The organism is Pseudohongiella nitratireducens (assembly GCF_001642735.1).
GTDB lineage: Bacteria > Pseudomonadota > Gammaproteobacteria > Pseudomonadales > Pseudohongiellaceae > Pseudohongiella > Pseudohongiella nitratireducens.
This window is the reverse complement of the sequence record NZ_LWHM01000034.1, coordinates 125,893-138,938: the sequence shown is the minus strand read 5'-3', so window position 1 is coordinate 138,938 and position 13,046 is coordinate 125,893. Positions and strand designations below refer to the sequence as shown.

The following is a 13,046-nucleotide window of genomic DNA, read 5'->3' as shown; positions in this document are numbered from 1 at the left end:
CGCATGAAAAAAGCAGTCATTCTCGTCTCCGGCGGACTGGATTCCGCAACCTGCCTGGCAATTGCCAGAGAGCAGGGGTATACCTGTTATGCAATCAGTTTTGATTACGGTCAGCGCGCTAACAGTGAACTGGATGCAGCCAGGCGTCTGGTTGCCGCCATGGAAGTGGAACAGCACCTGGTGATTCCGTTGGGCATGGGCCAATTGGGTGGCTCTGCTTTAACGGATACCAGTCTGGATGTCCCTGAAGAGGAAGGCAGTCCAGACGAGATTCCTGTGACCTATGTACCGGCCCGTAATACAGTATTTCTCTCTTATGCGCTGGGCTGGGCGGAAGTACTAGATGCCTCTGCTATCTTCATCGGCGTTAATGCGCTGGATTACTCAGGCTATCCCGATTGCCGTCCTGACTTTATCGGCGCCTTTGAGCGCATGGCCAACCTGGCGACACGAGCCGGTGTTGAAGGACATGCAATCAGTATCGAGGCGCCGTTGATAAACATGAGTAAGGCCGACATCATCCGCTGCGGGGTTGATAGCGGAGTGGACTATGGCTTAACAGTATCCTGTTATCAGGCGGACGGAGAAGGGCGAGCCTGTGGGCGTTGTGACAGTTGTCGTTTGCGCCGCAAAGGGTTTGTCGATGCAGGTGTTGAAGATCCGACACGGTACTTTCAGGCACCGCACTAGAAAAATACCCTTTTTTGGTAGTTTTTTTGCAAAAATACTTGAGTTTTTTTTCTCGCGTAGTATGATGCGCACTCTCTTTTGGGGCGTTAGCTCAGTGGTAGAGCAGTTGGCTTTTAACCAATTGGTCGATGGTTCGAATCCATCACGCCCCACCACTAATCCTTTCTATACCAGTTAGCACCCGCTAACAAAAATAACTACCGGAAAATTAACCGGAAGAATAAATTATTCCTTCCTTTACCCGTTAGTATCCGAACATCTATCACCGGCCTCTCGGGGCATCATGTTTGTACGCAGGACACGCCGTGAAAGCATCCCTGCTGGCTCTCTGCGGACATCCTTGTCCGCATAAGGTCCTGCTTAACAAACATGATGCCCCGAGAGGCCTCTTAAGTGGATGGCATTCCCATTTATCGGAAAAACAGAGCTACTGCTGACAACAAGTTGTCAAGTTGATGAGATAAATCGCCTGCCAGCCCGGTCTACTGTCCTGAGAATTAATCAAACTTTCATTGGCATGGTATCATTTGCTGTCCAATGACGAGGCAGTGACACATGATGAATGACAAATCGGCAAATGAAGAACGATTAATGGCGGACACGCAACTGGTCAGAGACTATCTGGCAACAGTGCCACACCAGACGTCGCTGGATGCCGATCAGCGAGAGGGTCTGCGCAGCAAAATCAAAACCCTGCTTCAGGAGAAGCGGGCCGTTCTGGTAGCACATTACTATACTGATCCGGAGATTCAGGCGCTGGCTGAAGAAACCGGCGGTATCGTAGCAGACTCCCTGGAAATGGCACGTTTTGGTCGTGATTGTGACGCCGATCTGCTGGTGGTTGCCGGCGTGCGTTTTATGGGGGAGACGGCCAGTATCCTCAGTCCGGAAAAGAAAGTCCTGATGCCGACGTTGGAAGCAACCTGTTCACTGGATATAGCATGCCCCATAGAAACGTTTGCACCGTTCTGCGATGAGCATTCAGATCGCACTGTCGTGGTTTATGCTAATACATCAGCCGCCGTGAAAGCGCGAGCTGACTGGGTAGTGACTTCCAGCATAGCGCTGGAAGTCATTGAGCACCTGAAAGCCAGAGGCGAAAAAATTCTTTGGGCGCCTGATCGTCACCTCGGTCGCTATATCGAAGAAAAAACCGGTGCCGATATGTTGCTTTGGGATGCTGCCTGCATTGTGCATGAAGAGTTTAAGGCGAAAGGCCTGTTTGATATGAAGGCGCTATACCCGGACGCAAAAATACTGGCTCACCCCGAGTCACCGTCCAGTGTGCTGAGCATGGCTGACGTCGTTGGTTCGACCAGTCAGTTGATCAAGGCTGCCTGTGATTTACCGGACAAGACCTTTATTGTCGCTACCGATCAAGGCATTTTTTATAAAATGCAGCAACTGGCCCCTGACAAGCAGTTTATTATTGCGCCGACAGCGGGCAATGATGCGACCTGCCGAAGCTGTGCGAGCTGCCCCTGGATGGGCATGAATTCGCTGGAAGCGATGTACGATACGTTGCTCAATGAGAACAATGAAGTGCATGTCAATGAAGAGCTGGCAGAGCAGGCCATGAAGCCGCTGCGTCGCATGCTGGACTTCTCTCAGCAGAAGCAGATTGCAGTTAAAGGCAAGGCTTGAACGAAATGATTAACCGGGGCAGGTGATACAGTCCTGCCAAGCCAGGCAGTTTTAGCTTTGCCTGGCTTCGCGTTCCAGTTCCTCGACTTCTTTGAGTTTCTGGCGCAGCCGGCTGATCAGCGGGAAATTACTGTCTTTATCTTCTTCAATGCGCAGTGCGTAGCGAATCTGTTCGCGTGCGCTACGATAGTCGCCTACCAGCATAAAGTATTCCGCACGAGCCTGGTGTACTTTGCTGATATCGCCTGCCTGCCCTTGTGTCTCTGCAATGAGATACCATAGGTTGTGATCTTCAGGGCGAAGTTGAGCCATTTTATCAAGCACGGTGACAGCCTCAGTATAATTTCGCTGAGCGATAAGAGAGTCTGCTCGTGCCATCAATAACGGATAATTGTCCGGGTTGACCAGCAACGGGCGCTGCAGAAAATGATAGGCCTCATCAGCGCGTCGAGCATCTATCAATATTTCAGCCCGCGAGACCAGATAGGTAATACGGTTAGACTCCCTGGCCAGCAGGGTATCTATTTCCTCCAGTGCTTTCTCATGCTGATCATCGGATGAGTAAGCCAGTGCCAGTGCATACCTGGCGACATCCTTCTCAGCCTGTGCTTCTGCCTGGCTTAGCCGCCGGGAAAACTCGGTGATCGCGTCTGCTTTGTTGGACTGGTAATGCTCTTCAATCCGGGCGCGCATCAAGTTGTATTCTTTGGTGGTGTAATCGGTGGTGGCATCCCGGAAGGGAATACGGTTGGCGCGGCTTCTGGCATCCGAAATACGGGATTCAGTGAGCGGGTGACTTAGCAGGAATTCGGGAGGCCTGCTGCTGAAGCGGCTCAAATCCATTAACCGGTCAAACAGGCTGGCCATGCCTTCCGGGTCGTAACCGGCATTGACCATGGTGCGCAGACCAATGCGATCAGCCTCCGCTTCATTTTGACGTGAAAAACGCAGCTGATTCTCGATGGAGCGGCCCTGGGCCGCCATGATAGCGGCCGGTCCAGCATCCGAGCCTGTGCCCATCAGAATGATGCTGGCCAGCAGGGTCGCAAGTTCGGGAATACGGCGTCGTTGGGCGTCCTCGACACTGCGGGCAAAATGCCGTTGACTGACGTGGGCAATTTCGTGCGCGATCACTGAGGCAAATTCGTCCTCAGTCTGCGCATTGAGAAACAGGCCACCGTTGACACCTATGACACCGCCAGGAGTCGCAAACGCGTTGAGAGCCTGGCTGTCGATGACAATGAAAGCCAGACGGTAGTCCTGCAGGTCACTATGGACCGCCAGATCATGGGTGAAGTTGACCACGAAATCGTTGATCAGCGGGTCGCTGATGGTGCTGGTCGTACGGCGCACGGATTTCAGGAATTCGCGGCCCATCTTGTATTCTTCATCCAGGGAGATAATGCCGGATATGCGATCACCCAGTGTAGGTAGCTCACTTTGTGCAAAAGCTGCCGGGGTCAATGGGGAAAGCGAAGACAATGCCAGTGATGTGCATAACCCTATGGAGAAGGTTATTTTGCCCAGGCGCGAGATTTTACGGGGGGTCCCGCAGCCGTTCATTCGTTGATTGTCTGCCATGACGGGTTTGTTTGTCACTGTCTCAACTGCCAAGATCTACTGCCTGATTTACTTAAGACGCACGCCACGTAATGATGGAGTGTCCATGTTATTCCATACTATTAGACCCATCTTAGCATAAATAATTCCATAGCCTTGTCAGTGTCATATAGTCGCCCAGCGCAATGCTTGCTAGAATGCGGGCATGGAAATAAATACTGATCAAGAACTGGATGTGAGCGGCCTGCAGTGCCCCATGCCTCTGCTCAAGGCCAAACTGGCGCTGAATGCACTGGACGTGGAGCAGGTGCTTAAAGTGATTGCCACTGACCCAGGCTCGGAACGCGATTTTCATGCCTTTGTTGAGCACAGCAGACACCAGATACTCGCTTTTGAGAAAGAAGGCGGCACATACAGTTATTGGATTCGCAAAGGCAGTTAACGCGCATGCGCAATTTCTTTCGTGGTTTTCTCGATCGTTACTTCCATGATGAAGAGTCCGTCATATTCACCCTGATCCTGCTGGGTGCCTTACTGGTGTTGCTGACGCTGGGGTCGACGTTGGCACCACTGATTGTAGCGCTGATTATTGCTTACCTGCTCCAAGGCATGGTCAATTCGCTGGTCAGGTTCAATGTCCCTTATCTGGGGGCGGTGGTCATCGTTTACACCTTTTTTATCAGCACATTTATGGCGCTGTTACTATTGATCCTGCCGCAGGCCTGGAATCAGTCAGTCAGGTTGATCAATGAGTTGCCCAGGCTGATCAGCGAAGGGCAGGCCTTGTTGATGGTGTTGCCGGAAAATTACCCGAACATGGTGTCCGAACAGCAAATTCAGGAATTCATTGCCGGTATCCGGAGCGAACTGGCAATTCTCGGGCAATATGTGGTGTCCACATCCATTTCCAGCATTCCCAATATTTTTTCCTGGATTATTTTTATTGTGCTGGTGCCGGTGCTGGTGTTCTTTATGATGAAAGACAAGCGGGTGCTGGTCGACTGGGTGGCCGGCCTGTTACCAAGACATCGGCCCCTGATGCGCAAGATCTGGGATGAGATGGATTTACAGGTCGCCAACTACGTGCGTGGCAAGTTCCTGGAAATACTGATTGTCGGTGGCAGCAGCTATATCGCCTTCAGTGTGCTGGGCATGAATTATACCTTGCTGCTGGCCATTCTGATGGGGCTGAGTGTGGTGGTCCCGTTCATTGGCGTTGGCGTGGTTGTGGTACCTGTTATGGCGGTCGCTTACGTGCAGTGGGGCATGGGCAGTGAATTTTTTACCGTATTAGCGGTCTATACCGTCATCCAGCTGCTGGATGCCAATGTGCTGGTGCCTATTATTTTCTCGGAAACGGTCAATCTGCATCCGGTGGCAATTATTGCAGCGGTATTGGTATTTGGCGGATTATGGGGGCTGGCCGGGGTGTTTTTCGCCATTCCGCTGGCAACGTTGATCAAGGCGATCATCAGTGCCTGGCCAACACATTACGAAGATACATCCTACAATGAGTGACGCGTTTTTTTGCGCAGTTCAGGTTTTTGTTGTCAGATTTTTGTGTCAATAGGCCCATGTGGTAAAGTCCACAGCCTGGCGACACCAAATATGTTTGAGGTTATTGAATGATTCAGGGCAGTATTGTAGCCATTGTCACGCCGATGCACCCCAATGGGGATCTGGATTTTGAGGCGTTGGATCGGTTACTGGAGTGGCATGTAGACAGCGGCACTGACGCTGTTGTCGTGGTAGGTACCACAGGTGAGTCTCCGACACTCACGATGGAAGAGCATTGTGCTGTGATTGCCCGGAGTATTAAGGCAGTACGTGGCAGGATTCCGGTGATCGCCGGGACAGGCTCGAATTCGACGGAAGAAGCGATTTATTACACCAAAGCCGCTAAAGAAGAGGGTGCTGACGCTGCGCTGCTGGTGACCCCTTACTATAACAAGCCGAGCCAGGAAGGGCTGTATCAGCACTTCATGCGTATCGCCAATGAAGTCGATATCCCGCAGATTCTTTACAATGTCCCATCGCGGACAGGTTGTGACCTTCTGCCGGAGACGGTGGCACGTCTGGCTGATCATGAACGGATTATCGGCCTGAAAGAAGCCACCGGTGACCTCGATCGTGGCAAGCAGGTTATCAGTCTGTGTGCTGACCGGATTGCTATTTACAGTGGTGATGATGCCACTGCTCTGGATCTGATCCTGGCCGGAGGTAAAGGCGATATTTCGGTGACAGCCAATGTGGCGCCTGCACAAATGCATGAGATGTGTCGTCTGGCACTGGCGGGTGAACAGGAAAAAGCCAGTCTGCTCAATGCCAGGTTGGCCGGTCTGCATAATTCCTTATTCCTGGAAGCGAACCCGGTACCTGTGAAATGGGCGCTGGCTGAACTGGGGCATATTCAAAACGGTATTCGTTTGCCACTGGTTCCGCTGAACGAGGCCTATCACATACCGGTGCGTGAAGCGATTCGACACGCCGGACTGGACTAAGCAAGGGGTCAATATGAAAGTAGTTACGCCGAGCCTTTGCCGCTTTGTTTCTGTATCGGCCATGTTGCTGATCATGCCGGGATGTTCCTGGCTGGGATTGACCGGTGAAGATGGCATGTTCCGTGATCGTCAGGGCGAATACCTGCAGGCGGAAATGACAGAGCCAATGAATATACCGTCGGATCTGGACAGTTTCACGATTGATGATCTGTACTACATTCCGCCGGAGGCTCCTGGCGAAAGGGCATTGTACGAAACGCCGCCACCGCCTAAGCCAATTGATACCCGCGTCAGAACCGAGGTGGTTATTCAACGTTTTGGTGATCGTGCCTGGATTGTGCTTGGTGCAACCCCTGGCCAGGTATGGCCCCGATTGCGTGACTACTTTGTGTCGGAAGGCATTCAGTTAGCTATTGATGACCCGGAAAGTGGCATCATGGAAACCACCTGGGTACCGGAAGCAGACAGCGATCTGCGCAACCGCTATCGGGTCTGGGTTGAGCCCGGCCTGCATGCCGGTAACTCCGAAGTTTATGTGCTGCAAACCAGTGATGATGGCAGCAGCATTGAAGGCATGCCGATCACCTGGCCGGAAGATTCCACCAATATTGAACGCGAAGCGACCTTCCTGGTATCCATTTCACAGTATCTGGCCGATCGGACCGACATTTATCGTGGGTCGTCAGTTTCCATGCTGGCCGGCAGCATAGAAGTGCAGGGCAAAGCCAGTATTGATGCCACCCGCAGCGGCGATACCCGACTGGATTTGCGTATTGATCCGGAGCGGGCCTGGAGTCAGGTTACCCAATCGCTGAATAATGCCGGCATTGAAGTGGTCGGGTCTGATCGCGATGCGGCGACCATGCAGGTTGTCTTCACGGGTACAGAAGATGGTGATGAACCTGGTTTCTTCTCCCGCCTCTTTGGTGGTGATGATGAGATTGAGGAACGCACCTTCGAGATTGACCTGGTTGAAACCAGTACGGGTGTCACGGTTCGTGCCCGAGTTGTGGATGGCGAACCAGCACCTTATCAGCAGGATCTGTTGATCCGCACGCTGAACGATAATCTGGTCTGATACCGCTGCCGAACATGAGTAAATGGGATCGCAGTGCCATAGAAGAGCTGCTGGCGTTTTTGCCTTGCGAAACGCCAGCAGCCTGGCTGGACGAAGCCGTCCGGCAATTACCTCTCCTGTTAATGGATCACGCCAATTGCGAGAAAAAAGCGGCCTCCAATGCGATGACGCTTATGTATCGCTATGTCGATCGCAGTGACCTGCTAATCAAAATGTCTCAGTTAGCGCGTGAGGAGCTGCTGCATTTCGAGCAGGTTGTTAACCTGATGCGTGAGCGAGATATTGATTACGAACGAATTGGTCCATCCCGCTATGCGGGGGCCTTGCGAGAAGGAATGCGTACGGATCGCCATGGTGCGCTGATAGACAGCCTGATTATCGGGGCCATTGTTGAGGCACGATCCTGTGAGCGTTTTTATGCCCTGGCACCGCGCCTGGATGAGACGCTGGCAAAATACTACCGTAGCCTGCTGCGTTCAGAGGCCAGACATTTTCAGGATTACCTGTCTTTAGCGCATCAATACGCCATGCCAGGTGAGGATGTTGACGCCAGGGTGGCTTTCTACCTGGCACGTGAGAAAAGTCTGATTGAATCCCCGGATGAGTGTTTCCGCTTCCATAGTGGTGTGCCGGTCGCTATTAGTTCAGGAGCGCCGACAGCTTTCGGGTCTTAGCAGGCTGCTGTTCAACCGCTCCTGTAAATCATCAAGCTGGTCACAGGGAATATTGTTATTCCCTGTCAATACTGCCGATGTCAGGCTGGGGATATCAAGCACGCCACCAATGTCTTTGAGGTTGTTCTCCGGCGCATTGATCGAACTTAGCCGGGATAACCGCATCAATGGGTCGAAATTTTCAACCTGGTTACCTGACAAGTCGAGATACTGCAGGTTTTCCAGAACAAAAATGCCGGACAGGCTGACAATTTCCAGATAGGGGCAGGTCAGGATGCGGATGCTGGCCGGGTCGCCGCCGCCTTGTTGTTCCAGAGCCAGATTGATGCAGCTCTGCAGGCCTGGGTCTTCCACCATGACCACGCTGTTGGGGCGTGGATCATAAAGCACATTGTTGTTAACACTGACCGCAAACTGTCTTGTGCAGCTTACTGAAAGGAAGATGATAGCCAGCGTGAGGCCTAATTTGCTCATAAAACTCCATCCTGAGCGACAGGTTGAAACAGCGAGCATAGCGGAAGCCCGGGTAGCAGGCAATGCGCCACTTGGGTGGCACTGGAAATTACCTGCCAGTTCAGTTTAGACTGCGTGCGAACATTTTATTCGCCTTATTAATGCAATACTTGATGCAAAACAGGAAAATTATATGAGTTACTTACGCGCTGCTGGCCTGTCTCTGGCTGTTTCTTCAATGATGCTGGGTACTGCCGTGCAGGCACAGGACCTGACTGACCAGGATTCTCAAATTTCATATTCTATCGGCGTTAACATCGGTCAGGGTTTAATGCAGCAAGGTTTGGCGCAGGATGTTGATGTAGAAATCTTCATGCAGGGCCTGCAAGACAGCCTGGAAGACAATGTCCAGCTTTCGCAGGAGCAAATCATGGCCGCCTTACAGGCGTTTCAGCAGCAAATGGTTGCCGAGCAACAGGCTCAGGTGGAAGCTGCTCGCGCCGAATCCATGGCTTTTCTGGAGCAAAATGCTCAGCGCGACGGTGTCATGGTGACAGACTCAGGGTTGCAATACGAAGTGCTGGAAGAAGGTGATGGTGGCGTATCACCTGCAGAGACAGACACTGTGTTGGCTCATTACGAAGGCCGTCTCAGCAATGGTGACGTGTTTGACAGCTCAATTGAGCGCGGCGAGCCAACTGAGTTTGCCCTGAACCAGGTCATTCCTGGCTGGACAGAAGGCCTGCAGCTGATGGAGACCGGTGACAAATACCGTTTCTACATTCCTTCTGAGCTGGCCTACGGCCAAAATGGTCAGGGTCCTATCCCGCCATTTGCCGCCCTGGTGTTTGATGTCGAACTGCTGGAAGTGGTTAGCCAGTAATTGTTTCGATAACCGATATCAGTTAAGGAATCCATGTCAGTGAACGCATCTGCCATCAATAAGGAGCTGTTGCCGTTTTTGCAACAGTCTCCTTCGCCGTTTCATGCCACAGCGACTATGCTCACAATGCTGAAAGCTGCAGGTTTTGAATTACTTCAAGAAGAAGATGTCTGGCAGCTGCAACCGGATAAAGCCTATGTCGTGACGCGCAATGAATCATCCATCATTGCCTTCACCACCGGTCGCGCAGATCCGGCTGAAACCGGTATAGCCATGGCAGGTGCGCACACTGACAGTCCTTGCCTGAAGTTAAAGCCGAATGCCATAAAACCGCATAAGGCAGCCACGCAATTTGCGGTGGAGGTCTATGGTGGTGCCTTACTGGCACCATGGTTTGACCGTGATCTGTCGCTTGCCGGTCGTGTTGCCTTTAAACGCAAAAATGGCGAACTGGCTTCAGCCTTACTGGATTGGCAACGTGCCATTGCCATGGTGCCCAGTCTGGCGATACATCTTGATCGCGATGCCAATACGAATCGTACGATTAACCCGCAGACACAGTTGCCGCCGGTTTTTGCCCTGAATCAGGGGGAGGCGACAACGCCGACGCTGGACTCACTGGTAGCGGATGCGTTGAGTGAACAGCTTGGTGTTGACGATTTTTCCGAACTGCTTGCACATGAGTTGTTTTTATACGATACCCAACCCCCGGCGATGGTGGGGATCAATAATGAATTTATTACATCTGCACGGCTGGATAACCTGCTAAGCTGTTTTTTGTGCACGGATGCCATACGGCATGCCGCGCAACAGGAAAAAGGGCAGTTCTCGCTGATGGTTTGCAATGACCATGAAGAGGTGGGCAGTGCTTCAGCCTGTGGTGCGCAGGGGCCGTTTCTGCAGTCAGTGCTATCACGCATTGCCGCACGCTTTTCGCATGCCGAGATCAATCAGCAATCAGAAGCTGTTGAGCGCATGATCCGGCGCTCACTGTTTTTATCCATTGATAACGCACACGGGTTACACCCCAATTTTGCCGATAAGCACGACGCTGGCCATGGTCCGCTGTTGAATCAGGGGCCAGTGATAAAAATTAATGCCAATCAGCGTTATGCCAGTAACAGTCAATCCACTGCGCGATTTGTGAATATCTGTCAGCGCGTCAAAGTTCCTTATCAATCCTTTGTGGTGCGCAGCGATATGGGCTGTGGCAGCACCATTGGTCCGATTACAGCATCCGGCATTGGCGTGGAAACCATCGATATCGGCGTACCCACCTGGGGTATGCATTCCATTCGTGAGACAGCAGGCAGTCAGGATGCGGCCTATCTGGCTGCAGCGCTGTGCGACTTCTTTACCTCGGATACGCCTTAACCGGCTTTATTTTGCTTGCGCAAACGTTTTTGTTCCCGCTGGTCAAATCGCCAGGGATCAACAATGCCAGCCAGTTCCAGACTCAGGGGACTGGGTTCGCCAGCAATGATTGACGCGAGGTATTCTGCCAGCAAAGGACAGGAAACGCTGCCATGAGAACCGTGTCCGGCATTGATATAAAGCCCTGGTAATCTGCTGACAACACTGTTGTCACTGGCGCTGGATTGCAGATGACGGGTGCCGCCATATTGTCGACTTGGTGTCAGCGGATCTGGAATAGCCCCGGCCAGCGGCAGGTAATCACCTGAGCTGCCACGAAAACTGGCGCGACCTTGGGTTGGCGTTTCCTCAGACAGAGCCAATACCTCACCGACAATGCCCAGCTTCTCCCGGTTTTCTTTGTGCTCTTGTGCTGAGATGGCGTCATCGCTGGCGCCTTTGACATAACTGGCACCGACGCAGTGAAAGCCGTTGTTTGCCGGAGTCAGATAACGCTCACCACAGATGACAGCGTGCTGTGTCTGACTGATTTCGGTGGCTGGTATCAGACTGACCTGACCGCGTAGCGGGTTGACAGGGAAGCGTTCGCTGACATCGAGCCCCTGAATACCGAAACTGTTTGCCAGTATGACGATGTCAGCCGTAACCAGGCTCTGGTTTGTCTCATCAAGCAAATGCCACTGATCGTGCTCATAGTGTAGCGAGTCGACTCGGCTGCTCAGTTGTACCGTAATAGCGGGGTGGCTCAGGCAAAATTCAGTGGTCGCCTTAGGGTTGATGGTGCCTCCCTCTGGCAGGTACAGCCCGGCTTCTGTCAGATCAAAGCCCGTTTCCTGCGCAGACTGTTCTGCTGTCAGTTCAGCCAGCGCATGGTTCGGATAATGGTCGAACTCACCGGGTTCAAAGCGGCGACGCGTTTTGGCGTAAGCACTATTGAGAGTCAGTACACCGCAGGGTGACCATTGAATTTGCTGCTCAGAAGCAAGATCCAGCTGATGATAAAAGCGCTGTGCAAACAGGTAGCAGTGCAAGTGAAACTGCCAGAGAGCATCCTGCTGCCGGTTGAGTCGTAACTGCACAACAGCCGTCGGGTTGCCGGAAGCGCCGGATGCCACTTCCTGGGCCGCGTCAATGACAGTGATCGCATAACCACGCTTAGCCAGTGCATAAGCGGTTGTCGCACCCGCCAGGCCTGCGCCAACGACGACAGCGCGGGGTCGCGGCTTGTTTGTGCTTGTCTGCGGTTTGGCATTGGCAGCGACCTGTTCACTTGGCTCTGCGCTCAGGCTGGCTTTGAGCATTTGTCGTTTGTGGCCAAAACCGGGTGGCTTCTCGACACTGAAACCATAACTCTTCAAGGCGCGAACAACACGACCGGTAACGCTATAGCTACTGACTGTTGTGCCAGGCGCAGCCCGGCTGGCAATCAGCTCGAGCAGATCATCCTGCCACAGCTCCGGATTGTGGGGTGGCGTGAACCCGTCCAGAAACCAGCAATCGACTGGCATGCGGGCAGGGTGGCTGCGTAATTGCGTTAAGGCATCACCGAAATAAAGATCCAGGGTGACATTGCCAAACACCAGGCGGTGACAGCCTGCGGTATGGTCATGGTATTGTGCCAGTAACTGGTCACGCCAATGTGCCAGTTCTGGCCATTGAGACAGTGCACGGGTCAGGTCTGTCAGCGTTAACGGGTGTTTTTCACAACTGACATAATGCAGCCTGAGGTGCTTGCATTGTGCCTGTTGCCAACGTTTCCAGCAGGCCAGGAAGTTAAGGCCCGTGCCAAAACCCAGTTCACATAGAAGAAAAGTGCCGTTCTTCCCCTCCTTATCAGCCAGTGCCTGGTCTTTGTCTCGCCACCGTTGCAGCAGATTATTGGCCTGCAGAAAGACATGCTCTGTTTCGGCCAGACCGCCGGCACGGGAAAAATAGACGTCGTCAAACACCGGAGAATAAGGTGATCCGTCAGGCTGCCATTCAATGACTGCCGGTTTAATCTGTCTCTCTGGATGTGCTTTTTGAGGCTGCTTATTGGAAGGGCTGGACATGTCACAAGTGGTGTCGTTGAGTCGGGTTAACAGGATCAGGCCAAGGCCGGATCGTACAGTGGGTCAGGTAATCAGTCATTCTAGCATAATGCCGCTTACCCTGAGGTTTGTGTCAGCCGCAACGAATAAGTCCAGGTC

Annotated in this window: 12 protein-coding genes and 1 tRNA gene; 10 read left to right on the top strand and 3 right to left on the bottom strand. The window is 52.6% G+C overall.

Features of this window, described 5'->3' with window-relative positions; all coding sequences use genetic code 11:
* The first annotated feature begins 3 nt into the window (after positions 1–3).
* From queC to nadA, 3 genes are all read left to right on the top strand, one after another.
* On the top strand, positions 4–690 hold the full coding sequence (gene queC / locus PSCS_RS14665; protein WP_068813000.1) for a 7-cyano-7-deazaguanine synthase QueC: 687 nt from the start codon (positions 4–6) through the stop codon (positions 688–690).
* An 80-nt stretch (positions 691–770) separates the two neighbouring features.
* Positions 771–845: transfer RNA gene (locus tag PSCS_RS14660), tRNA-Lys, on the top strand.
* A gap of 436 nt (positions 846–1,281) precedes the next feature.
* Positions 1,282–2,334 (top strand): quinolinate synthase NadA, encoded by a 1,053-nt coding sequence (nadA, locus tag PSCS_RS14655; RefSeq protein ID WP_068813277.1) that lies wholly within the window; start codon positions 1,282–1,284, stop codon positions 2,332–2,334.
* Between the two features lie 51 nt (positions 2,335–2,385).
* On the opposite strand, the gene PSCS_RS14650 is transcribed toward nadA, so the two are convergent.
* Positions 2,386–3,948 (bottom strand): M48 family metalloprotease, encoded by a 1,563-nt coding sequence (locus tag PSCS_RS14650; RefSeq protein ID WP_082866761.1) that lies wholly within the window; start codon positions 3,946–3,948, stop codon positions 2,386–2,388.
* 151 nt (positions 3,949–4,099) lie between these two features.
* On the opposite strand from PSCS_RS14650, the gene PSCS_RS14645 reads away from it, so the two are divergent.
* The 5 genes from PSCS_RS14645 to miaE all read left to right on the top strand — a co-directional run bounded on the left by PSCS_RS14645 (position 4,100) and on the right by miaE (position 8,147).
* Positions 4,100–4,336: a sulfurtransferase TusA family protein gene (locus PSCS_RS14645; protein WP_068812998.1), complete on the top strand. Its 237-nt coding sequence runs from the start codon at positions 4,100–4,102 to the stop codon at positions 4,334–4,336.
* Positions 4,337–4,341: 5 nt separating this feature from the next.
* The gene (locus tag PSCS_RS14640; RefSeq protein ID WP_068812996.1) at positions 4,342–5,412 is read left to right on the top strand and encodes an AI-2E family transporter; all 1,071 of its coding nucleotides are present in this window, start codon (positions 4,342–4,344) and stop codon (positions 5,410–5,412) included.
* A 107-nt stretch (positions 5,413–5,519) separates the two neighbouring features.
* A complete protein-coding gene (dapA, locus tag PSCS_RS14635; RefSeq protein WP_068812994.1) occupies positions 5,520–6,395 on the top strand; it encodes a 4-hydroxy-tetrahydrodipicolinate synthase in 876 nt (291 codons plus the stop codon).
* A gap of 13 nt (positions 6,396–6,408) precedes the next feature.
* On the top strand, positions 6,409–7,473 hold the full coding sequence (bamC, locus tag PSCS_RS14630) for an outer membrane protein assembly factor BamC (protein WP_068812992.1): 1,065 nt from the start codon (positions 6,409–6,411) through the stop codon (positions 7,471–7,473).
* A 14-nt stretch (positions 7,474–7,487) separates the two neighbouring features.
* Positions 7,488–8,147: a tRNA-(ms[2]io[6]A)-hydroxylase gene (gene miaE / locus PSCS_RS14625; RefSeq protein WP_068812990.1), complete on the top strand. Its 660-nt coding sequence runs from the start codon at positions 7,488–7,490 to the stop codon at positions 8,145–8,147.
* Here miaE and PSCS_RS14620 read toward each other — a convergent pair.
* Entirely contained in the window at positions 8,118–8,621 is a 504-nt protein-coding gene (locus tag PSCS_RS14620; protein WP_068812988.1) for a leucine-rich repeat domain-containing protein, read from the bottom strand. The genes miaE and PSCS_RS14620 overlap by 30 nt on opposite strands.
* 172 nt (positions 8,622–8,793) lie before the next feature.
* Between PSCS_RS14620 and PSCS_RS14615 the strand changes: the two genes are divergently transcribed.
* Positions 8,794–9,483 (top strand): FKBP-type peptidyl-prolyl cis-trans isomerase, encoded by a 690-nt coding sequence (locus tag PSCS_RS14615; RefSeq protein WP_068812986.1) that lies wholly within the window; start codon positions 8,794–8,796, stop codon positions 9,481–9,483.
* 33 nt (positions 9,484–9,516) lie between these two features.
* On the top strand, positions 9,517–10,857 hold the full coding sequence (locus PSCS_RS14610; protein ID WP_068812985.1) for a M18 family aminopeptidase: 1,341 nt from the start codon (positions 9,517–9,519) through the stop codon (positions 10,855–10,857).
* On the opposite strand, the gene mnmC is transcribed toward PSCS_RS14610, so the two are convergent.
* On the bottom strand, positions 10,854–12,908 hold the full coding sequence (gene mnmC, locus PSCS_RS14605; RefSeq protein WP_068812983.1) for a bifunctional tRNA (5-methylaminomethyl-2-thiouridine)(34)-methyltransferase MnmD/FAD-dependent 5-carboxymethylaminomethyl-2-thiouridine(34) oxidoreductase MnmC: 2,055 nt from the start codon (positions 12,906–12,908) through the stop codon (positions 10,854–10,856). The two genes, PSCS_RS14610 and mnmC, sit on opposite strands and share 4 nt — an antisense overlap.
* Positions 12,909–13,046 lie beyond the last annotated feature (138 nt).

What these genes read in the sequence shown, in the direction of transcription:
- queC (WP_068813000.1), top strand. Translation starts at nt 4, where the DNA reads ATGAAAAAAGCAGTCATTCTCGTCTCCGGCGGACTGGATTCCGCAACC.
- nadA (WP_068813277.1), top strand. Translation starts at nt 1,282, where the DNA reads ATGGCGGACACGCAACTGGTCAGAGACTATCTGGCAACAGTGCCACAC.
- PSCS_RS14645 (WP_068812998.1), top strand. Translation starts at nt 4,100, where the DNA reads ATGGAAATAAATACTGATCAAGAACTGGATGTGAGCGGCCTGCAGTGC.
- PSCS_RS14640 (WP_068812996.1), top strand. Translation starts at nt 4,342, where the DNA reads ATGCGCAATTTCTTTCGTGGTTTTCTCGATCGTTACTTCCATGATGAA.
- dapA (WP_068812994.1), top strand. Translation starts at nt 5,520, where the DNA reads ATGATTCAGGGCAGTATTGTAGCCATTGTCACGCCGATGCACCCCAAT.
- bamC (WP_068812992.1), top strand. Translation starts at nt 6,409, where the DNA reads ATGAAAGTAGTTACGCCGAGCCTTTGCCGCTTTGTTTCTGTATCGGCC.
- miaE (WP_068812990.1), top strand. Translation starts at nt 7,488, where the DNA reads ATGAGTAAATGGGATCGCAGTGCCATAGAAGAGCTGCTGGCGTTTTTG.
- PSCS_RS14620 (WP_068812988.1), bottom strand. Translation starts at nt 8,621, where the DNA reads ATGAGCAAATTAGGCCTCACGCTGGCTATCATCTTCCTTTCAGTAAGC.
- PSCS_RS14615 (WP_068812986.1), top strand. Translation starts at nt 8,794, where the DNA reads ATGAGTTACTTACGCGCTGCTGGCCTGTCTCTGGCTGTTTCTTCAATG.
- PSCS_RS14610 (WP_068812985.1), top strand. Translation starts at nt 9,517, where the DNA reads ATGTCAGTGAACGCATCTGCCATCAATAAGGAGCTGTTGCCGTTTTTG.
- mnmC (WP_068812983.1), bottom strand. Translation starts at nt 12,908, where the DNA reads ATGTCCAGCCCTTCCAATAAGCAGCCTCAAAAAGCACATCCAGAGAGA.